This is a genomic window from Pseudomonas sp. NPDC087614, from assembly GCF_044743485.1.
Taxonomy (GTDB): domain Bacteria; phylum Pseudomonadota; class Gammaproteobacteria; order Pseudomonadales; family Pseudomonadaceae; genus Aquipseudomonas; species Aquipseudomonas baetica_A.
Genome location: NZ_JBIUWN010000020.1, coordinates 44,043 through 64,020, shown reverse-complemented (window position 1 = coordinate 64,020; position 19,978 = coordinate 44,043). Strand labels below are relative to the sequence as shown.

Genomic DNA, 19,978 nt, shown 5'->3' with positions numbered 1-19,978 from the left:
TCAAGGGAGATCCCTTGCTCGCGAAGACGGCCAATCGGTCGAAAAAAAACCGGGCTACCATCCATCCCGTTTCCAACTACGCTAAATCCGGTGCCTGAACTCTCCGGGCCCGATCACGTCTGATAGATGCAATTGCACCCCAACGCACGTTACCGGGCGTCTTTGCTCGCTACGTTTTCAGACTCCCTGTAAACTGCGCGGGTTTTCAGCCCACCATTCCACCGGAGCCGTCCATGTCCCGCGTTACCTTGAGTCGCTATTTGATTGAGCAGACCCGCAGCAACAACACTCCTGCCGATCTGCGCTTCCTGATCGAAGTGGTGGCGCGTGCCTGTAAGGAAATCAGCCACGCCGTGTCCAAAGGCGCCCTGGGTGGTGTGCTGGGCAGCATGGGCACTGAAAACGTCCAAGGCGAAGTGCAGAAGAAACTCGACGTGATCTCCAACGAGATTCTGCTCGAAGCCAACGAGTGGGGCGGTCACCTGGCCGGCATGGCGTCCGAAGAAATGGACAACGCCTACCAGATCCCGGGCAAATACCCGAAAGGCGCGTACCTTCTGGTATTCGACCCACTGGACGGCTCGTCGAACATCGACATCAACGCCCCGGTCGGCACCATCTTCTCGGTATTGCGTTGCCCGAACGAATACCTGAGCCAGAACGAAGCGCTGAACGAAAAAGCTTTCCTGCAGCCAGGCACCGAGCAGGTCGCTGCCGGTTACGCGATCTACGGGCCGCAGACCATGCTGGTACTGACCCTGGGCGACGGCGTCAAAGGCTTCACCCTGGACCGCGAAATGGGCAGCTTCGTGCTGACTCACGAAGACATCACCATTCCTGAGTCCACCCAGGAGTTCGCCATCAACATGTCCAACCAGCGTCACTGGGAAGCTCCGGTGCAGCGCTACGTCGACGAGTTGCTGGCCGGCGAAGAAGGTCCACTGAAAAAGAACTACAACATGCGTTGGGTCGCGGCGATGGTTGCCGACGTGCACCGCATCCTGACCCGTGGCGGTCTGTTCATGTACCCGCGCGACAGCCGCGAGCCGTCCAAGCCGGGCAAATTGCGTCTGATGTACGAAGCCAACCCGATGTCGTTCCTGGTGGAACAAGCGGGCGGCGCGTCCACCGACGGCCACCAGCGTATCCTCGACATTCAGCCAGAAGGCCTGCACCAGCGTGTTGCTGTGTTCCTCGGTTCGAAAGAAGAAGTCGCACGCGCCACGGCCTACCACAAGGCTTAAGCCATGAACGCGCCTTGGCAACCGTTGCTCGATTGGTGGTTCGGTCACGCCGAATCACCGGACGAGGTTTCGGCTGACAAGGGCAAGCTGTGGTTCGGCAAGAAAGACAGCCAGGACCTCGAAGCGCGTGAGCGGTTCGGGGTCTTTGTCGATCAGGCCCTGGCGGGCGAACTGACCGAGTGGACGCAATGTCCCGAAGGTTGGCTGGCGGTGGTGCTGTTGCTCGATCAACTGCCGCGAATGATCTTTCGCGATTCTCCCAAAGCATTCGCTGGCGATCTGCGCGCGCAGCAACTTGTCGCGCAAGGCATTGCTGCGGATTTCGACCGGCAACTGAAGCCGATTCAACGGGTATTCATCTATCTGGTGTTCGAACACTGCGAAAACCTTGCGGTGCAGAACGAAGCGGTTTCGCGGTTTATCGGTCTGGTGGCTGAGCAGCCGGAGGCAGAGCGTGCGGTGTTTGCCGACAATCTGGATTATGCCGAGCGGCATCAGAAAGTGATTGCAAGGTTTGGGCGGTTTCCGCATCGCAATGCGGTGTTGGGGCGCGAGTCTACGGCTGAGGAGTTGGCGTTTCTTTGCGGGCCGGGTTCCAGATTTTAGATCTCAGTGCGGCTGATGCTGCTTTCGCGAGCAAGCCCGCTCCCACACTGAAATGCATTCCAATGTGGGGCTTGCTCGCGAAGGGGCCAGTGGCAGCACCTTAGATCCTGAAGCTACCCACCAATTGTTTGAGACGCGCCGCTTGCTGCTCCAGATCCGAGCACGCCCGCAACGTCGCCTGCAAGTTCTCCACACCTTCCTGATTCAGCGTGTTGATCTCGTTGATGTCGACGTTGATCGACTCGACCACTGCCGTCTGCTCTTCAGTCGCAGTCGCCACCGACTGGTTCATCCCGTCGATCTCGCCGATGCGCTGGGTGACGCTGCCAAGGCGTTCGCCGGCCTGGTTGGCGATGCCGACGCTGCTTTCGCTCTCACGCTGGCTCTCGGTCATGATGTTGACGGCCTGACGGGCGCCGACTTGCAGCTCCTCGATCATGCCCTGCACTTGCTGCGCCGAATCCTGGGTGCGGTGTGCGAGGTTGCGCACTTCATCCGCGACCACAGCGAAACCACGCCCAGCCTCACCCGCACGGGCCGCTTCGATGGCGGCGTTGAGCGCGAGCAAGTTGGTCTGCTGCGAAATGCTGGTGATCACTTCCAGAATCTGGCCGATGTTCACCGTGTTGCTGTTCAGGGTTTCGATGTTGCCGCAGGAGTCGCTGATCTTCGCCGACAACTGCTGCATGGCGTGGATGGTTTTATCCACCACCTGCTGACCGTCGACGGCCAGGCTGCGCGCGTCGCTGGAGTGCTGCGAGGCGAGGGCGGCATTCTGGGCGATTTCCTGGGCGGCGGCTCCGAGTTGGTTGATCGCGGCGGCGACGCTGTTGGTACGGCTCGCTTGCTGATCGGAGTTGTACATTGACGAGTTCGACGCGGCGACCACGCGCAGGGCGACTTCGTTGACCTGGCCGGTCGCGGAGGCCACTTCGCGGATCGAGGTGTGGATACGTTCGACGAACCGGTTGAACGATGTGCCCAGCGCGCCGAACTCATCGTTGCCGTGGATCATCAGACGTTTGGTCAGGTCGCCTTCGCCTTCTGCGATGTCGTGCATCGCGCGGCCCATGGTCAGCAGTGGTTGCATCAGCACGCGGATCAGCATGCCGAGCAGGGCGATGATGATCACCACGGCGATGACCATGGCAATCAGCGCCGAGGTGCGGAATTCGCTGAGCATCGCGAACGCGGTGTCTTTATCCAGCACCAGCGCCACGTACCAGTCAGCCGATGGCACGCCATTGACGCGGGTGAAGGAGATCAACTGCGTCTTGCCGCCGAACTCGACTTCCTTCAAACCGGGGCTGACGTTTGGCGCACCGTTCGGATAGGCCTCGGCGAGGGTCTTGAGCACCAGTTTGCTGTCCGGGTGGATCAGGATTTTGCCATCGGCGCTGACGATAAATGCGTGACCATGGCCGCCGAAGTTCAGCGAGTTGATGATTGCGCTGACGCTGCTCAGATCGATATCGGCACCGGCGACGCCAATCATCTGGCCCTGGCGCTGCACCGGGGTGGCAACAGTGATGACCAGTTTGCCCGACGAGGCGGCGATGTACGGTTCGGTGACGATGGTTTGCTGCGCACTGTCGGCCGCTTTGTACCAGCCACGGGCGCGCGGGTCGTAATCCGGTGCGCGGTTGCCGGCCGGTACCGAGAACATCACGCCATCCGCGCCGCCGAAGTAGCTGAGCTGGAAGTTACCGGTGTAGGCGGGCAGGTCGATGATGCGTTTCAGGCTGGCGGGCGCGTTGCCGTCGGCGACAACTTGCTGGGCCAGCGATTGCAGCAATTGGATGCGGCTTTCCAGCCAGGTCTGGATGTTGCTGGTGGTCAGGCTGCCCAGTTCCTGCATCGAGGCTTCGGTGCTGCTGTTCAGGGCTTCGCGTTGTCGGTAGTCATTGAAAAAGATGAAACAGGCGAACGCAACGGCCACCACAAGGGCGGCAGCCAACAAGATTTTGTGGCTGAATTTCAGGTTTCTGGTCATCGAATGAACTACCGCGAAGGGGCTGGTCAAGAAAGGGCGGCAATTTGCCACATCTGGGGGCTTTGCGCTGCTCTTGTTTCGACCGCTGCGCGCCAAAGATTAGGCGGCTTTGATGAAAGGTGACGAAATGCTCAATAGCCGCACGAAGTGCCTGATTTTCCGGTAAATGCCGGACGAGTGGCCATATAAATAGCCAACTTGGAAGGGAACCAGAAGAGGGTTTTCTCTTCTAAGCTTCTGGTTGGCACCCTGCCATCCCCCCCTCGCTCCAGGAGTTACACCATGTCGCTGCGATCTATCGCCCTGCTGTCGTTTTGCGTGCTGTTGGCCGCATGCAGCAAGGTCAATCAGGAAAACTATGCCAAGCTTTCGGCCGGCATGGCCAAGGCCGAGGTTGAAACCTTGCTCGGCAAACCCACCGATTGCTCGGGCGCGCTCGGCATGTCCAGTTGCACCTGGGGCGACAAGAACAGCTTTATCAGCGTGCAGTACGCCGGTGACAAAGTGCTGATGTTTTCCGGCCAAGGCCTGAAGTAAACCGGGGCTTCGCGCCCACGGAGAAGAAGAATGAAGCGGTTATTGCTAATCCTTTTTGCCGGCCTGGTACTGGCCGGCTGCGCCACGTCCGGCGTGGACCCTTTGGCGCCGAAAACCGTCAACAGCGTCAATCTCAAGCGTTACCAAGGCACCTGGTATGAACTGGCGCGCTTGCCGATGTATTTCCAGCGCCATTGCGCGCAATCTGAAGCTCGCTACACCCTTCAGCCCGACGGCAACATGGGGGTGTTCAACCGCTGCCTGACAAAAGACTGGGAGTGGCAAGAGGTCAAGGGTACGGCTTATCCGCAGGTTCCGGGCAAGACCGACAAGCTGTGGGTCGAGTTCGACACCTGGTTCTCACGGTTGATACCGGGTGTGGCGAAGGGTGAATACTGGGTGTTGTACGTCAGCGATGACTACAAGACCGCCATCGTCGGCGACCCGAGTCGCAAGTACATGTGGTTGTTGTCGCGTACGCCGACTGTCAACGGCGTGGTGCGTGAGGATCTGCTGAGCAAGGCGCGGCAGCAGGGTTACGACACCACTCGACTGATCTGGCGCACCACGGATCGGCAGATGGCCAAGACGTCGAATTAACCAGCACCGCCTATCAAATGTGGGAGCGGGCTTGCTCGCGAAGAGGGCGTGTCAGTCGACGCAAGTGTTGACCGATACACCGCTTTCGCGAGCAAGCCCGCTCCCACATTTTTTGTGTTGTGTCAGCCTAAAAGCTCGCGCAGGACTTGAGTGAAGGCTCGCGCACTGTCTTCTTCCCCCGCATGCCGCCCATCGCGCACCACCCACTGGCCATTAACCAGCACGTCACGCACCTGACGATCACCGCCGGCAAACAACCAGCGATTCAGAATCCCGTCGCCATTGGCCGTCGCCAGGTACGGATCATTGCCATCGAGCACAATCCAGTCCGCCCGCTTACCGACTTCAAGCGCTCCAATTGGTTGCCCCAGTGCCTGAGCACCGCCCTCCAGCGCGGCGTCGTACAACGTGCGCCCGACCATCGGCTGATCCGCGCCATACAAGCGGTTGCGTCGTTGATCACGCAGACGCTGGCCGTATTCCAGCCAACGCAATTCTTCCACCACACTGAGTGACACATGGCTGTCAGAGCCGATACCCAGGCGGCCACCTTGAGCGAGGAAGTCCACGGCCGGGAAAATCCCGTCGCCCAGGTTGGCCTCGGTGGTCAGGCACAAACCGGCGATGGCGCGACTCTTGGCCATTAGCGTGACTTCTTCCGGATTGGCGTGAGTGGCATGGACCAGGCACCAGCGTTGATCGACTTCGGTGTTTTCATAGAGCCATTGCAGGGGGCGGCGCCCGCTCCAGCTCAGGCAGTCATCGACTTCCTTTTGCTGCTCGGCGATGTGGATGTGCACCGGGCACTGCTTGTCACTGGCCTCCAGCACTTCGCTGATTTGCTGCGGGGTGACCGCGCGCAACGAGTGGAAGCACAGACCCAACGATTGCGCCTTTTGCTGTGCCAACAGCGGCTGCAAACGTGATTGCAGCTTCAAGTAGTTTTCGCTGCTGTTGATGAAGCGGCGTTGGCCGTCATTCGGGGGCTGGCCGCCGAAACCTGCATGGCTGTAGAGCACCGGCAGCAGCGTCAGGCCGATGCCGCTGTCACTGGCGGCCTGACTGATGCGCAACGCCAGTTCGGCCGGGTCGGCGTACGGCTGACCCTTGCTGTCGTGGTGTACGTAATGAAATTCGGCCACCGAGGTGTAACCGGCCTTGAGCATTTCGATGTACAGCTGTCGGGCGATCACGCCGAGTTGATCCGGGCTGATTTTTCCGACGAGCCGATACATCAGATCGCGCCAGGTCCAGAAACTGTCGTTGGGATTGCCGGCCACTTCGGCCAGCCCGGCCATCGCCCGCTGGAACGCGTGGGAGTGCAGATTGGGCATCCCCGGCAGCAACGGCCCGCTCAGCCGTTCGGCGCCCCCTGCGGTGGAATCGGCCTGGATTTGGGTCAACACGCCATCAGCGCTGACCTCAAGACGTACATGATTGGCCCATCCGTTAGGCAGCAGCGCGCGTTCGGCAAAGAAAGCGGACATGGTTCAGCACCCCATCGTGTGTTATTTGTATATACATATACAGACGTTTGCCTGCTCGGTAAACTCCGGCAAGCTAGCAACCTCTACCGACGAACAAGGATCCACCGTGCCGACTCCGCCTCCAGTTTCCCCGTTGGCCGCGAACATGGGCGACAGTCCGGCGCCCTTGTACGCGCGTGTCAAACAGATGATCACCCAGCAGATCGACAGCGGTAACTGGCCGCCGCACTACCGCGTGCCGTCGGAAAGCGAATTGGTCAATCAACTCGGTTTCAGCCGCATGACCATCAACCGCGCACTGCGCGAGATGACCGCCGACGGCCTGTTGGTGCGCATGCAAGGTGTCGGCACTTTTGTCGCCGAACCGAAGAGCCAGTCCGCGCTGTTTGAAGTGCACAACATCGCTGATGAAATCGCCTCCCGTGGTCATCGCCATACTTGCCAGGTCATCACCCTTGAAGAAGAGGCTGCTGGTTCCGAGCGGGCGCTGGCGCTGGACATGCGCGAAGGGCAGAAAGTCTTTCACTCGCTGATCGTGCATTACGAAAACGACATCCCGGTGCAAATCGAGGACCGTTTCGTCAACGCGCTGGTCGCCCCGCAATACTTGAAGCAGGACTTCACCCTGCAAACGCCTTACGCCTACCTCAACCAGGTCGCGCCGCTGACCGAGGGCGAGCATGTGGTTGAAGCGATTCTTGCCGAGCCGTCGGAGTGCAAGTTGCTGCAGATCGAGAAAGGCGAGCCGTGCCTGCTGATTCGCCGCCGCACCTGGTCGGGGCGTCAACCGGTGACGGCTGCGCGTCTGATTCACCCAGGTTCTCGTCATCGTCTGGAAGGACGCTTTCATAAATGAATGGTTTGAAAGTTTTACGCGCCGAAGGCTACCCGCGCATGCCGTGGAAGAACGGCGGCGGCAGCACTGAAGAAATCACCCGCGATGCGGGCGCAGGTCTGGAGGGTTTTGGCTGGCGCCTGTCGATTGCCGATATCGCGGAGTCGGGCGGTTTTTCGACCTTCGCCGGTTATCAACGGGTGATCACCGTGTTGCAGGGTGACGGCATGACCTTGTGTGTGGACGGTGACGACACCCAGCCTCTGTTACCCCTCGACCCGTTCGCTTTCGGAGGTGAAAGCCAAGTGTCCTGCACGTTGCTTGGCGGGGCGATTCGCGATTTCAACCTGATCTATGCTCCGCAGCGCTACAGCGCACGTTTGCAATGGCTGGACGGCGCGCAGCGGTTTTTCAGCTCGGCGGGGACGCTGCTGGTGTTCAGTGTCAGTGAGTTGCTGCAAGTGACAGTCGGTGAGGACAGGGCACAACTTGGCCGGCATGATTGCCTACAACTGGACGGTAACACCGGGTTGGTTGAAATCTCCGTCGATGGCGGTTGCTGCGTAATCGAGCTGACAGCACGCTGACCTGAATCGGGTCACACATCCTGTGGCGAGGGAGTAAATCCCCTCGCCACCCATGTATTCACACTTCTTGTTTCCCCGGCGCACCAATTTGTTACCGAACGCCCCAGCGTGGCGCAATACCACGCTTTCGTAACCCTCTCGCAATGCCCCAAACACACCCCCGCGAAAAATTTAACCCACGCCAGAAACCTTGATTCAGGCGTCCTCCAGCCTCGTCCGCTATGTTTCTTGAGCCGCCCTTCAACAAGTTGGCCGCTTGATTGCATATGCTTGTATGTACAAGTAAAGACGTATGCGTATGAGTCGCTCGAGACTCTCTGCAGCGTCCACTGATTCGCTTGCGCGCATTGAAGCGCACAGGCTGCTTGCCCACTGCCAGGGTTGGTTTGAATTGATCGCTGAGGAGTCTTTTTCGTGACTGACAACAAAATGACCGCTGCCCCTTTTACAAAGCACCGTGACGTCGAAATCCGTGCCGCACGCGGTAACAAGCTGACCGCCAAAAGCTGGCTGACCGAAGCGCCGCTGCGCATGCTGATGAACAACCTTGATCCGCAAGTGGCCGAAAACCCGAAAGAACTGGTGGTCTACGGTGGCATCGGTCGCGCGGCGCGTAACTGGGAGTGCTACGACAAGATCGTCGAGAGCCTGACCAATCTCAATGACGACGAGACCCTGCTGGTGCAATCCGGCAAGCCGGTCGGCGTGTTCAAGACTCACAGCAACGCCCCGCGCGTACTGATCGCCAACTCCAACCTCGTCCCGCATTGGGCGAGCTGGGAGCATTTCAACGAACTCGACGCCAAAGGCCTGGCCATGTACGGCCAGATGACCGCCGGCAGCTGGATCTACATCGGCAGCCAGGGCATCGTCCAGGGCACCTACGAAACCTTCGTTGAGGCCGGTCGTCAGCATTACAACGACAACCTCAAAGGCAAGTGGGTCCTGACCGCCGGGCTGGGCGGCATGGGTGGCGCTCAGCCTCTGGCCGCAACCCTGGCCGGCGCTTGCTCGCTGAACATCGAATGCCAGCAGGTCAGCATCGATTTCCGCCTGAAAAGCCGTTACGTCGACGAGCAAGCCACTGACCTCGACGACGCCCTGGCGCGCATCGACAAGTACACCAAAGAAGGCAAAGCGATTTCCATCGCGCTGCTGGGCAACGCCGCTGAAATTTTGCCGGAACTGGTCAAGCGTGGCGTGCGCCCGGACATGGTTACCGACCAGACCAGCGCCCACGACCCACTCAACGGCTACCTGCCGGCCGGCTGGAGCTGGGACGAATACCGCGCCCGCGCCAAGACCGAACCGGCCGCTGTGATCAAAGCCGCCAAGCAGTCGATGGCCGTGCACGTCAAAGCGATGCTGGAATTCCAGAAGCAAGGCATCCCGACCTTCGACTACGGCAACAACATCCGTCAGATGGCTCAGGAAGAAGGTGTTGAAAACGCATTCGACTTCCCGGGTTTCGTACCGGCCTATATCCGTCCGCTGTTCTGCCGTGGCATCGGTCCGTTCCGTTGGGCGGCCCTGTCGGGCGATCCACAGGATATTTACAAAACCGACGCCAAGGTCAAAGAGTTGATCCCGGACGACGCCCACCTGCACAACTGGCTGGACATGGCCCGTGAGCGCATCAGCTTCCAGGGCTTGCCGGCGCGTATCTGCTGGGTTGGCCTGGGTCTGCGCGCCAAGCTGGGTCTGGCATTCAACGAAATGGTCCGTAGCGGCGAGTTGTCGGCGCCGATCGTGATCGGTCGTGATCACCTCGATTCCGGCTCGGTGGCCAGCCCGAATCGTGAAACCGAATCGATGCAGGACGGTTCCGACGCCGTGTCCGACTGGCCTCTGCTCAACGCTCTGCTCAACACCGCGAGCGGCGCGACCTGGGTGTCCCTGCACCACGGCGGCGGCGTGGGCATGGGCTTCTCCCAGCACTCGGGCATGGTGATTGTCTGCGACGGTACGGACGAAGCGGCCGAGCGTATCGCCCGCGTGCTGCACAACGACCCGGCCACGGGTGTCATGCGTCACGCCGATGCCGGTTACCAGATCGCCATCGACTGCGCCAAGGAACAGGGCCTGAACCTGCCGATGATTACCGGTCAATAAACGCAACTCTGTGGGAAATGCTTTGGGTGGGGGTGGGCTTGCTCACGAATGCGGTGGATCAATCAGCACATGTTTTGAATGTGCCGACCCCTTCGCGAGCAAGCCCGCTCCCACCAAAAGCAACCCACGCAAGACGCTCAGTGAACTCGAATAACAATCCACAGAGGTTGAATCATGGCTGTTAATCCTGATCGTGCAGGCAACAAACCGTTGATCGAAAGGCGTTCGATCGACTACATCCCGGAAGCGGAAAGACACGGTCGTCTGTTTAGCCAATTCACCCTGTGGATGGGTGCCAACCTGCAAATCACCGCGATTGTCACCGGGGCGTTGGCCGTGGTGCTGGGCGGTGATGTGTTCTGGTCGTTGATCGGTCTGTTGATCGGTCAACTGCTGGGCGGCGGGGTGATGGCACTGCATGCGGCGCAAGGGCCGAAGCTCGGTCTGCCGCAGATGATTTCCAGCCGTGTGCAGTTCGGCGTTTATGGCGCGGCCATCCCGATTGTGTTGGTGTGCCTGATGTACCTGGGTTTCACCGCAACGGGCACGGTGCTTTCCGGCCAGGCGCTGGGCCAGTTGTTTGGCGTCAGCGACAGCGTCGGCATTCTGATCTTCGCCAGTGTCATCGTGCTGGTCACGGTGATGGGTTATCGGGTGATCCACTGGATTGGCCGCGTCGCCAGCGTCATTGGCGTGATTGCTTTCGTATTTCTGTTCTGGCGTCTGATGAGCCAGACCGACGTCGGTGCACTCCTGCAAATCCGTCACTTTAGCTGGAGCAGTTTTTTGCTGGCGGTGTCGCTCGCGGCGTCCTGGCAGATCGCTTTCGGCCCTTACGTGGCGGACTACTCACGCTACCTGCCGAGCAAGACGTCAGCGGTGAAAACCTTTTTCGCTGCGGGCGCCGGTTCGGTGATTGGCGCACAAGTGGCGATGATCCTTGGTGTGTTCGCTGCCGCTTCAGCCAACGGCCAGTTCGCCGGCCATGAAGTGGCTTATATCGTCGGTCTGGGCGGAACCGGTGCCACCGCTGCGTTGCTGTATTTCAGCATCGCGTTCGGCAAGGTCACCATCTCGACGCTGAACTCCTACGGCAGCTTCATGTGCATCGCGACCATCATCAGCGGTTTCCGTGGCCACCTGACGGTGTCGCGCTTGCAGCGTCTGGTTTTCGTGGTGGTCATCGTCGGGGCGGCAACGCTGATCGCATTGCTCGGTCAGCACTCGTTCCTCGGTGCGTTCAAGTCCTTCATTCTGTTCCTGCTGGCGTTTTTCACGCCTTGGAGCGCGATCAACCTGGTCGACTACTACTGCATCACCCGCGAGCGCTATGACGTGCCGGCACTGGCCGATCCAAATGGTCGCTACGGCCGCTGGAACGTCCTCGGTATCAGCGTCTATGTGTTCGGTGTGCTGGTGCAACTGCCGTTCATTTCCACCAAGTTCTACACCGGCCCGCTGGTGGCCGCCCTCGGCGATGTGGATATTTCCTGGATCATCGGCCTGGTGCTGCCCGCCGCCCTTTATTACGTGTGCGCAAAAAAATGGCACAGCACGGTGCCCGATCACCTGATTCTGCCGGTCGAGCAGGACAGCCATGCACAACCTGAGAAAAACAGGGCCAGTCGCGCTGCGGCGCAGGCCTGATTGGACGTGGACAGGGCTGGATGCCTCTTGACTGCCGTAAGCCCAACTCATGATTAGGAGCGTCACGACAATGAAATCGAACAAGACCCTGCTGACCACACTGCTTTCGATGGGCCTGCTCGCCAGTGCCGGCGCCACCCAGGCGGCCGGCTGGTGCGAATCGGGCAAACCGGTGAAATTCGCCGGGCTGAACTGGGAAAGCGCCATGCTGCTGACTGACGTGCTGCAAGTGGTGCTGGAGAAAGGTTACGACTGCAAGACCGATAGCTTGCCGGGCAACTCCATCACCATGGAAAACGCCCTGAGCAGCAACGACATTCAAGTGTTCGCCGAAGAATGGGTCGGCCGCAGCGAGGTCTGGAACAAGGCCGAGAAGGCCGGCAAGGTCGTTGGTGTCGGCGCGCCGATCGTGGGCGCCGTTGAAGGCTGGTACGTGCCGCGCTACGTGATCGAAGGCGACGCCAAGCGCAAGCTTGAGCCCAAAGCCCCGGACCTGAAAAACATCGCAGACCTGGGCAAATACGCCGCCGTGTTCAAGGACGCTGAAGAACCTTCCAAAGGCCGTTTCTACAACTGCCCGGCTGGCTGGACCTGCGAACTGGACAACAGCGAAATGCTCAAAAGCTATGGTCTGGAAAGCAGCTACACCAACTTCCGTCCGGGCACCGGCCCGGCGCTGGATGCGGCGGTGTTGTCGAGCTACAAGCGTGGTGAACCGATCCTGTTCTACTACTGGTCGCCGACCCCGCTGATGGGCCAGATCGACGCGGTCAAGCTCGAAGAAAAACCGGGCGTCGACAAGACAGTGAGCATCAAGGTCGGCCTGTCGAAAACCTTCCACGAGCAAGCCCCGGAACTGGTGGCCGTGCTGGAAAAGGTCAACCTGCCGATCGACCTGCTGAACCAGAACCTGGGACGCATGGCGAAGGAACGTATCGAGTCGCCAAAACTGGCGAAAATCTTCCTCAAGGAACATCCTGAAGTCTGGCACAAGTGGGTGAGCGACGACGCCGCCAGGAAAATCGACGCGGCCTTGTAGGTTGAGCTTCTCCGGCTGCCGGCATCGGCAGTCGGACGCTTGATCGCAACCCCTTGATTGAGAGTCTCTTATGTTTCCCGAAAGCTTTACCTTTTCCATCGCCGACTGGGTCAACGGTTGGGTCGATTCGCTGGTCACCAACTACGGCGATGTGTTCCGCCATATCTCCGACACGCTGCTGTGGGCCATCGTCAACCTCGAAGGCATGCTGCGTGCAGCACCCTGGTGGTTGATGCTGGCGATCGTCGGCGCCGTGGCCTGGCACGCCACACGCAAAGTGGCGACCACCGCGGTGATCGTCGGTTTGCTGTTTCTGGTGGGCGCTGTCGGCCTGTGGGACAAGCTCATGCAAACCCTGGCGCTGATGATGGTCGCGACGATCATTTCGGTGCTGATCGGCATCCCGCTGGGGATTCTCTCGGCACGCAGCAATCGCCTGCGTTCGGTGTTGATGCCGCTGCTCGACATCATGCAAACCATGCCCAGCTTCGTGTACCTGATCCCGGTGCTGATGCTGTTCGGTCTGGGCAAGGTGCCGGCGATTTTCGCGACCGTCATCTACGCCGCACCACCGCTGATTCGCCTGACTGATCTGGGCATTCGCCAGGTCGACGGCGAGGTGATGGAGGCCATCAACGCTTTCGGCGCCAACCGCTGGCAGCAACTGTTCGGCGTGCAACTGCCGCTGGCCCTGCCAAGCATCATGGCCGGGATCAACCAGACCACCATGATGGCCCTGTCGATGGTGGTGATCGCCTCGATGATCGGTGCCCGGGGTCTGGGTGAAGATGTACTGGTGGGCATTCAGACCCTCAACGTCGGACGCGGCCTCGAAGCCGGTCTGGCGATCGTGATTCTCGCAGTGGTCATCGACCGCATTACTCAGGCATACGGTCGGCCACGGCATGAGGTGAGCAAATGAACGACGCAACCGTGAGCAAGATCGAAGTCAAAAACGTCTTCAAGATTTTCGGCAACCGTGCCAAGGACGCACTGGCGATGGTCGGCCAGGGCAAGACCAAGGATCAGGTACTGAGCGAAACCGGTTGCGTGGTCGGGGTCAATGACCTGTCGCTGAGCATCGGCACCGGCGAGATCTTCGTGATCATGGGCCTGTCCGGCTCGGGCAAATCGACCCTGGTGCGCCACTTCAATCGTCTGATCGACCCGACCAGCGGCGCGATCCTGGTCGACGGCGTGGACATCCTGCAATACGACATGGATGCCCTGCGTGAATTTCGTCGGCACAAGATCAGCATGGTGTTCCAGAGCTTCGGCCTGCTGCCGCACAAGACCGTCCTCGACAACGTCGCCTACGGCCTGAAAGTGCGCGGCGAAAGCAAGCAGATGTGCTCTGAACGTGCGCTGCACTGGATCAATACCGTGGGCCTCAAGGGCTACGAAAACAAATACCCGCACCAACTGTCCGGAGGCATGCGCCAGCGTGTCGGCCTGGCCCGGGCTCTGGCGGCGGACACCGACATCATCCTGATGGACGAAGCGTTCAGCGCCCTGGATCCGTTGATCCGCGCCGAGATGCAAGACCAGTTGCTGGAGCTGCAAAAGACCCTGCACAAGACCATCGTCTTCATCACCCACGACCTCGACGAAGCCGTGCGCATCGGGAATCGCATTGCAATTCTCAAGGATGGCAAGCTGATTCAGGTCGGCACGCCAAGAGAAATCCTGCATTCGCCGGCTGATGAATATGTCGACCGGTTCGTGCAGCGGCGGGCGGCGGTGGTTTAGGCAGTTTTGTGTTGGCTGGTCCGGCCCCTTCGCGAGCAAGCCCGCTCCCACATTTGGAATGCGTCCCCTGTGGGAGCGGGCTTGCTCGCGAAGGCGTCGGTAAAGCTGCATCAATATTACGGTTGAGGTTTTAGATGTCCCAGGCTGAAAAAATCGTTATCACTGGCAGCCCCCTGCGTTGGCAGGACGTGGTCGCCGTCGCCCGGCACGGCGCGCAATTGGAGCTGTCGAGCGAGACCTGGGCGCGCATCGAAAACGCTCAGGGTATCGTCCAGCGCATCGTCGAAAGCGGCGAGCGCGCGTATGGCGTCAACACTGGTCTGGGCGGGTTGTCCAACGTCTCGCTCAAAGACGAACAACTCAGCCAGTTGTCGCGCAATACCTTGCTCAGCCACGCCTGCGGCGTTGGTCCGGTACTGCCTGACGAACAGACCCGCGCGATCATCTGCGCGGCGATCCACAACTACAGCCACGGCAAATCCGGCATTCATCGGCGGGTGGTCGAAGGGCTGCTGGCGCTGCTCAATCGCGGCATCACCCCGCAAGTGCCGTCGCAAGGTTCGGTGGGTTACCTGACCCACATGGCACACATCGGCATCGCGCTGCTGGGCGTGGGCAATGTCAGCTATCGCGGCCAGATCACCTCGGCGCAACAGGCGTTGGCCGAAGAGGGGCTGCAACTGGTGCCACTGGGGGCGAAGGACGGTTTGTGCCTGGTCAACGGCACGCCTTGCATGACCGGCCTCAGTTGCCTGGCGATTGCCGATGCCACGCGTCTGCTGCAATGGGCCGACGTGATCGGCGCGATGAGTTTCGAAGCCCAGCGCGGACAGATTGCGGCGTTCGATGCCGAGATCATCGCGCTCAAGCCGCACCCGGGCATGCAGCAGGTTGGTGTCAATCTGCGCGCCCTGCTCGACGGCAGTGAAGTGATCGCCTCAAGCAAAGGCATTCGCACGCAGGACGCCTTGAGTATCCGTTCGATCCCGCAGGTGCATGGCGCCGCGCGCGATCAACTGGCGCACGCGATCAAGCAGGTCGAAGCCGAACTCAACGGCTGCACCGACAATCCGTTGCTGCTTGGTACGCCGGATAACTTCCGGGTCATGTCGCAAGCCAATCCGCACGGCCAGTCGGTGGCGATGGCGGCGGATCTGCTGGCAATCGCCATGGCCGAAATCGGCTCGATTGCCGAACGTCGCCTCGATCGCTTGGTCAACCCGCACGTCAGCGGTTTGCCGGCGTTTCTGGTGGCCAACCCGGGGGTGAACTCGGGGATGATGATCGTGCAATACGTCGCCGCGTCGCTGTGTGCCGAAAACCGCCAATTGGCGCAGCCGGCGGTGCTCGACAACTACATCACCTCAGGCTTGCAGGAAGACCACCTGAGCATGGGCACCAACGCTGCGCTGAAGCTGCACCGCGCCCTGGAAAACTGCACGCAGATCCTCGCCATCGAATATCTGCTGGCGGCGCAGGCGTTTGAATTCTTGAAAGAGCAGCGTTTTGGCGCGGGCACTGATATCGCGTGGCGCCTGCTGCGTGAGAAAGTCCCGGCCTACGATCAGGACCGCTGGCTGGCGCCGGATATCGCCGCCGCTGCGAGCGTTTTGAAAGATACGAACGCGCTGCACAACGTATTACCGAATCTGCACTGACAAACACCCATACCAGCGTGCCAAGGCGCGGATCGTCCACAAGACGAGAAACGACGGATAACGGAATGCTCCGGAGCGACTGGTAGTTAATAACAAACTCTCAAAAGGAGCATTTAAATGACTGCGCTGAACCTGATCCCCGGCCAACTGAGCCTGGCCCAACTGCGTGACGTTTATCAGAACCCGGTCAAGCTGACCCTCGACAACAGTGCATCAAAGCAGATCGAAGCCAGCGTAGCCTGCGTCGAGCAGATCCTCGCCGAGAACCGCACGGCCTACGGCATCAACACCGGTTTCGGCCTGCTGGCCTCGACCCGCATCGCCAGCGAAGACCTGGAAAACCTTCAGCGTTCGCTGGTGTTGTCCCATGCCGCCGGTGTTGGCCAACCGATCAGTGATGACTTGGTGCGTCTGATCATGGTGCTCAAGGTCAACAGCCTCAGTCGTGGTTTCTCCGGCATCCGGCGTGTGGTGATCGATGCGCTGATCGCGCTGATCAACGCCGAGGTTTATCCGCACATTCCGCTCAAGGGGTCGGTGGGCGCATCCGGCGATCTGGCGCCATTGGCGCACATGTCGCTGGTGCTGCTGGGCGAGGGCAAGGCGCGGCACAAGGGCGAGTGGATGGAGGCGACCGAAGCGCTGAAAGTCGCCGGTCTGACGCCGCTGACGCTGGCGGCGAAGGAAGGTCTGGCGCTGCTTAACGGTACTCAGGTGTCTACTGCGTTTGCGCTGCGCGGTCTGTTTGAAGGTGAAGACCTGTTCGCTGGCGCCTTGGCGCTGGGCGGTTTGACGGTTGAAGCGGTGCTCGGTTCGCGCTCGCCGTTCGACGCGCGTATCCACGCCGCCCGTGGTCAGAAAGGCCAGATTGACGCCGCTGCCGCTTACCGTGATCTGCTCGGTGAGCGCAGCGAAGTATCCGACTCGCACCAGAACTGCGAAAAGGTTCAAGACCCTTACTCGCTGCGCTGCCAGCCGCAAGTCATGGGCGCGTGCCTGACCCAGTTCCGTCAAGCGGCTGAAGTGCTGGCGATCGAAGCCAACGCCGTGTCGGATAACCCGTTGGTGTTCGCCGCTGAAGGCGATGTGATTTCCGGCGGTAACTTCCACGCCGAACCGGTTGCCATGGCCGCTGACAACATGGCCCTGGCCATCGCTGAAATCGGCTCGCTGAGCGAACGCCGCATCTCGCTGATGATGGACAAGCACATGTCGCAACTGCCGCCGTTCCTGGTGGCCAATGGCGGCGTGAACTCCGGTTTCATGATCGCCCAGGTGACGGCGGCAGCGCTGGCCAGCGAAAACAAGGCGCTGTCCCATCCGCACTCGGTGGACAGCCTGCCGACGTCGGCCAACCAGGAAGATCACGTCTCGATGGCCCCGGCGGCCGGCAAGCGTCTGTGGGAAATGGCCGAGAACACCCGCGGGATTCTTGCGGTGGAGTGGCTGGCGGCGGCGCAGGGCCTGGACTTGCGTAACGGTCTGAAAACCTCGGCGAAGCTGGAACAGGCCCGGGCGATTTTGCGTAAAGAAGTGCCGTTCTATGAGAAGGATCGGTTCTTTGCGCCGGACATCAATGCCGCGACTGAGTTGTTGGCATCGCGTTGCTTGAGCGAGCTGGTTCCTGCCAGGCTTTTGCCGAGCCTGTGATGGCCTTTTCCCGAGCAAGCCCGCTCCCACAGGGGAACGCATTCCAAATGTGGGAGCGGGCGTGCTCGCGAATCGATTTTGAACAAGACGAGGACTTGGGATGAAAACCCTCTGGCAACACTGCCACGTCGCAACCATGGCGCAAGGCGTCTACTCGATCATCGAGGATGCGGCCATCGTGACGTCCGGTGCGCACATCGAGTGGATCGGCCCGCGCGCTCAATTGCCATCCGGCGAATACCCGGCGGTCAATGACTTGCAAGGCGCATGGGTCACCCCCGGCCTGATCGACTGCCACACCCACACGGTGTTCGGCGGCAACCGCAGCGGCGAGTTCGAAAAGCGCCTGCAAGGCGTTAGCTACGCCGAGATCGCCGCGGCCGGCGGTGGCATCGCCAGCACCGTACGTGCGACGCGCGAAGCGAGCGAAGACGAATTGTTCGCCAGTGCCGCCAAACGCTTGAAAAGCCTGATGCGTGACGGCGTGACCACGGTCGAGATGAAATCTGGCTACGGCCTCGATCTGGCCAATGAGCGCAAGATCCTGCGGGTGATTCGGCGTCTGGCTGCCGAACTGCCGATCAGCGTGCGCAGTACCTGTCTGGCCGCACATGCGCTACCGCCGGAATACAAGGATCGCGCTGACGATTACATCGATCTGGTCTGCACCCAGATGCTGCCAGCGTTGGCCGCCGAAGGTTTGGTTGATGCCGTGGATGCGTTTTGCGAATACCTGGCGTTCTCGCCGGAACAGGTGGAGCGCGTGTTCATCGCCGCCCACAAACTGGGTCTGCCGGTGAAGCTGCACGCCGAGCAATTGTCCTCGCTGCACGGCTCCAGTCTGGCGGCGCGCTACCACGCGTTGTCGGCCGATCACCTGGAGTTCATGGACGAAGCCGACGCCATCGCCATGGCCGAATCCGACACGGTCGCGGTGCTGTTGCCGGGCGCGTTCTACTTCCTGCGTGAGACCCAACTGCCGCCGATGGAAGCCTTGCGCAAGCACAAAGTGAAGATCGCCATCGCCAGCGACCTCAACCCCGGCACTTCGCCGGCGCTGTCGTTGCGCATGATGCTCAACATGGCGTGCACCTGTTTTCGCATGACCCCGGAAGAAGCCTTGGCCGGCGCGACGATTCATGCGGCGCAAGCGCTGGGCATGGCTGACACCCACGGTTCGCTGGAAGTCGGCAAGGTTGCGGATTTCGTCGCCTGGCATATCGATCGTCCGGCGGACCTGGCCTATTGGCTCGGTGGTGATCTGGACAAACGCGTCGTGCGTCACGGCGTCGAATCAAGTCTGTAGGAGAACGGATGTGGATAAGGTTCTGAGTTTCAAACAAGGTCGTGTGCCGCTGCTGATCAGCATGCCTCACGCGGGGCTGCGTCTGACGCCTGCGGTCGAGGCTGGCCTGATCCCTGATGCGAAAAGCCTGCCGGACACCGACTGGCATATTCCTCAGTTGTACGATTTTGCCGAAGAACTGGGCGCCAGCACTTTGGCAGCCGAATATTCGCGTTTCGTCATCGACCTGAACCGGCCGTCTGACGACACGCCGCTGTACGCCGGCGCCACCACCGGGCTGTACCCGGCGACGCTGTTCGATGGCATCCCGTTGTTCAAGGAAGGCCAGGCGCCTTCCAAAGAAGAACGCGCGACGTACCTTGAGCAAATCTGGACGCCGTACCACCGCACCTTGCAGGAAGAACTGGCGCGGTTGAAGGCCGAATTCGGTTACGCGTTGCTGTTCGACGCGCACTCGATCCGCTCGATCATCGCGCACCTGTTCGACGGCAAACTGCCAGACTTCAACCTCGGCACCTTCAATGGCGCCAGTTGTGATCGGCAACTGGCCACGCAACTGGAAGCGATCTGCGCCCGCCACGGCGAGTACAGCCACGTCCTGAACGGACGCTTCAAGGGCGGCCACATCACTCGCCATTACGGCAACCCGGCCGAGAACATCCACGCCGTGCAACTGGAACTGTGTCAGTGCACCTACATGGAGGAGTTCGAACCGTTCCGCTATCGCGCCGACCTGGCCGAGCCGACGCAAGTGGTGCTCAAGGAGTTGCTGCAGGGCTATCTGGCCTGGGCAAAGTCTCACTACACCGCATAACCCACTGTGGGAGCGGGCTTGCTCGCGAAGGCGTCACATCAGTCAACATATGGGTTGAATGACACACCGCTTTCGCGCGCAAGCCCGCTCCCACTCGGTTTATCGGCAGCAGAA

General features: G+C 60.4%; 17 protein-coding genes and 1 pseudogene. 15 read left to right on the top strand and 3 right to left on the bottom strand.

The features are described 5' to 3' along the window. The first annotated feature begins 233 nt into the window (after nucleotides 1-233). The gene (locus ACIOWA_RS10735) at nucleotides 234-1,244 is read left to right on the top strand and encodes a class 1 fructose-bisphosphatase (RefSeq protein ID WP_187678860.1); all 1,011 of its coding nucleotides are present in this window, start codon (nucleotides 234-236) and stop codon (nucleotides 1,242-1,244) included. Between the two features lie 3 nt (nucleotides 1,245-1,247). Further along, nucleotides 1,248-1,850 (top strand): DUF924 family protein, encoded by a 603-nt coding sequence (locus ACIOWA_RS10730; RefSeq protein ID WP_339432986.1) that lies wholly within the window; start codon nucleotides 1,248-1,250, stop codon nucleotides 1,848-1,850. Between the two features lie 100 nt (nucleotides 1,851-1,950). Here ACIOWA_RS10730 and ACIOWA_RS10725 read toward each other — a convergent pair whose 3' ends face one another. After that, nucleotides 1,951-2,715, bottom strand: a complete 765-nt coding sequence (locus ACIOWA_RS10725; RefSeq protein ID WP_401139223.1) for a methyl-accepting chemotaxis protein — start codon at nucleotides 2,713-2,715, stop codon at nucleotides 1,951-1,953. 93 nt (nucleotides 2,716-2,808) lie between these two features. After that, nucleotides 2,809-3,843 (bottom strand): annotated as a pseudogene (locus ACIOWA_RS10720) (sensor histidine kinase); the annotation flags it as partial. Between the two features lie 282 nt (nucleotides 3,844-4,125). Here ACIOWA_RS10720 and ACIOWA_RS10715 point away from each other — a divergent pair. Both ACIOWA_RS10715 and ACIOWA_RS10710 read left to right on the top strand, forming a co-directional pair. Continuing rightward, nucleotides 4,126-4,380, top strand: a complete 255-nt coding sequence (locus tag ACIOWA_RS10715) for a lipoprotein (protein ID WP_042557222.1) — start codon at nucleotides 4,126-4,128, stop codon at nucleotides 4,378-4,380. 30 nt (nucleotides 4,381-4,410) lie between these two features. After that, nucleotides 4,411-4,980 carry a lipocalin family protein gene (locus ACIOWA_RS10710; RefSeq protein WP_221733125.1) on the top strand — a complete coding sequence of 190 codons (570 nt, stop codon included), beginning with the start codon at nucleotides 4,411-4,413 and terminating at the stop codon, nucleotides 4,978-4,980. 122 nt (nucleotides 4,981-5,102) lie between these two features. On the opposite strand, the gene ACIOWA_RS10705 is transcribed toward ACIOWA_RS10710, so the two are convergent. Continuing rightward, a complete protein-coding gene (locus tag ACIOWA_RS10705; protein WP_401159716.1) occupies nucleotides 5,103-6,467 on the bottom strand; it encodes a formimidoylglutamate deiminase in 1,365 nt (454 codons plus the stop codon). Nucleotides 6,468-6,612: 145 nt separating this feature from the next. Between ACIOWA_RS10705 and hutC the strand changes: the two genes are divergently transcribed. The 11 genes from hutC to hutG all read left to right on the top strand — a co-directional run bounded on the left by hutC (nucleotide 6,613) and on the right by hutG (nucleotide 19,864). Then, entirely contained in the window at nucleotides 6,613-7,323 is a 711-nt protein-coding gene (gene hutC, locus ACIOWA_RS10700) for a histidine utilization repressor (RefSeq protein ID WP_221733185.1), read from the top strand. Further along, entirely contained in the window at nucleotides 7,320-7,889 is a 570-nt protein-coding gene (locus ACIOWA_RS10695; protein WP_339432983.1) for a HutD family protein, read from the top strand. The genes hutC and ACIOWA_RS10695 overlap by 4 nt, the downstream gene beginning before the upstream one ends. 429 nt (nucleotides 7,890-8,318) lie before the next feature. Then, the gene (gene hutU, locus ACIOWA_RS10690; RefSeq protein WP_339464023.1) at nucleotides 8,319-10,001 is read left to right on the top strand and encodes a urocanate hydratase; all 1,683 of its coding nucleotides are present in this window, start codon (nucleotides 8,319-8,321) and stop codon (nucleotides 9,999-10,001) included. 174 nt (nucleotides 10,002-10,175) lie between these two features. Continuing rightward, nucleotides 10,176-11,648 carry a cytosine permease gene (locus tag ACIOWA_RS10685; protein ID WP_339432982.1) on the top strand — a complete coding sequence of 491 codons (1,473 nt, stop codon included), beginning with the start codon at nucleotides 10,176-10,178 and terminating at the stop codon, nucleotides 11,646-11,648. Between the two features lie 70 nt (nucleotides 11,649-11,718). Beyond that, a complete protein-coding gene (locus ACIOWA_RS10680) occupies nucleotides 11,719-12,687 on the top strand; it encodes an ABC transporter substrate-binding protein (RefSeq protein WP_339432981.1) in 969 nt (322 codons plus the stop codon). Between the two features lie 70 nt (nucleotides 12,688-12,757). Beyond that, nucleotides 12,758-13,609, top strand: coding sequence for a proline/glycine betaine ABC transporter permease (locus ACIOWA_RS10675; RefSeq protein ID WP_221733120.1), 852 nt, complete (start codon nucleotides 12,758-12,760; stop codon nucleotides 13,607-13,609). Continuing rightward, nucleotides 13,606-14,436 carry a glycine betaine/L-proline ABC transporter ATP-binding protein gene (locus ACIOWA_RS10670; RefSeq protein ID WP_339464000.1) on the top strand — a complete coding sequence of 277 codons (831 nt, stop codon included), beginning with the start codon at nucleotides 13,606-13,608 and terminating at the stop codon, nucleotides 14,434-14,436. Before ACIOWA_RS10675 ends, ACIOWA_RS10670 begins: the two co-directional genes overlap by 4 nt. Before the next feature lie 134 nt (nucleotides 14,437-14,570). Further along, a complete protein-coding gene (gene hutH, locus ACIOWA_RS10665) occupies nucleotides 14,571-16,094 on the top strand; it encodes a histidine ammonia-lyase (RefSeq protein ID WP_401159713.1) in 1,524 nt (507 codons plus the stop codon). A 117-nt stretch (nucleotides 16,095-16,211) separates the two neighbouring features. Continuing rightward, a complete protein-coding gene (gene hutH / locus ACIOWA_RS10660) occupies nucleotides 16,212-17,744 on the top strand; it encodes a histidine ammonia-lyase (protein WP_401159711.1) in 1,533 nt (510 codons plus the stop codon). A 100-nt stretch (nucleotides 17,745-17,844) separates the two neighbouring features. Next, nucleotides 17,845-19,050 carry an imidazolonepropionase gene (gene hutI, locus ACIOWA_RS10655; RefSeq protein WP_401159709.1) on the top strand — a complete coding sequence of 402 codons (1,206 nt, stop codon included), beginning with the start codon at nucleotides 17,845-17,847 and terminating at the stop codon, nucleotides 19,048-19,050. Nucleotides 19,051-19,060: 10 nt separating this feature from the next. Further along, complete coding sequence (gene hutG, locus ACIOWA_RS10650; RefSeq protein WP_339432976.1) at nucleotides 19,061-19,864, top strand: N-formylglutamate deformylase; 804 nt, start codon at nucleotides 19,061-19,063, stop codon at nucleotides 19,862-19,864. Nucleotides 19,865-19,978: the final 114 nt, after the last annotated feature.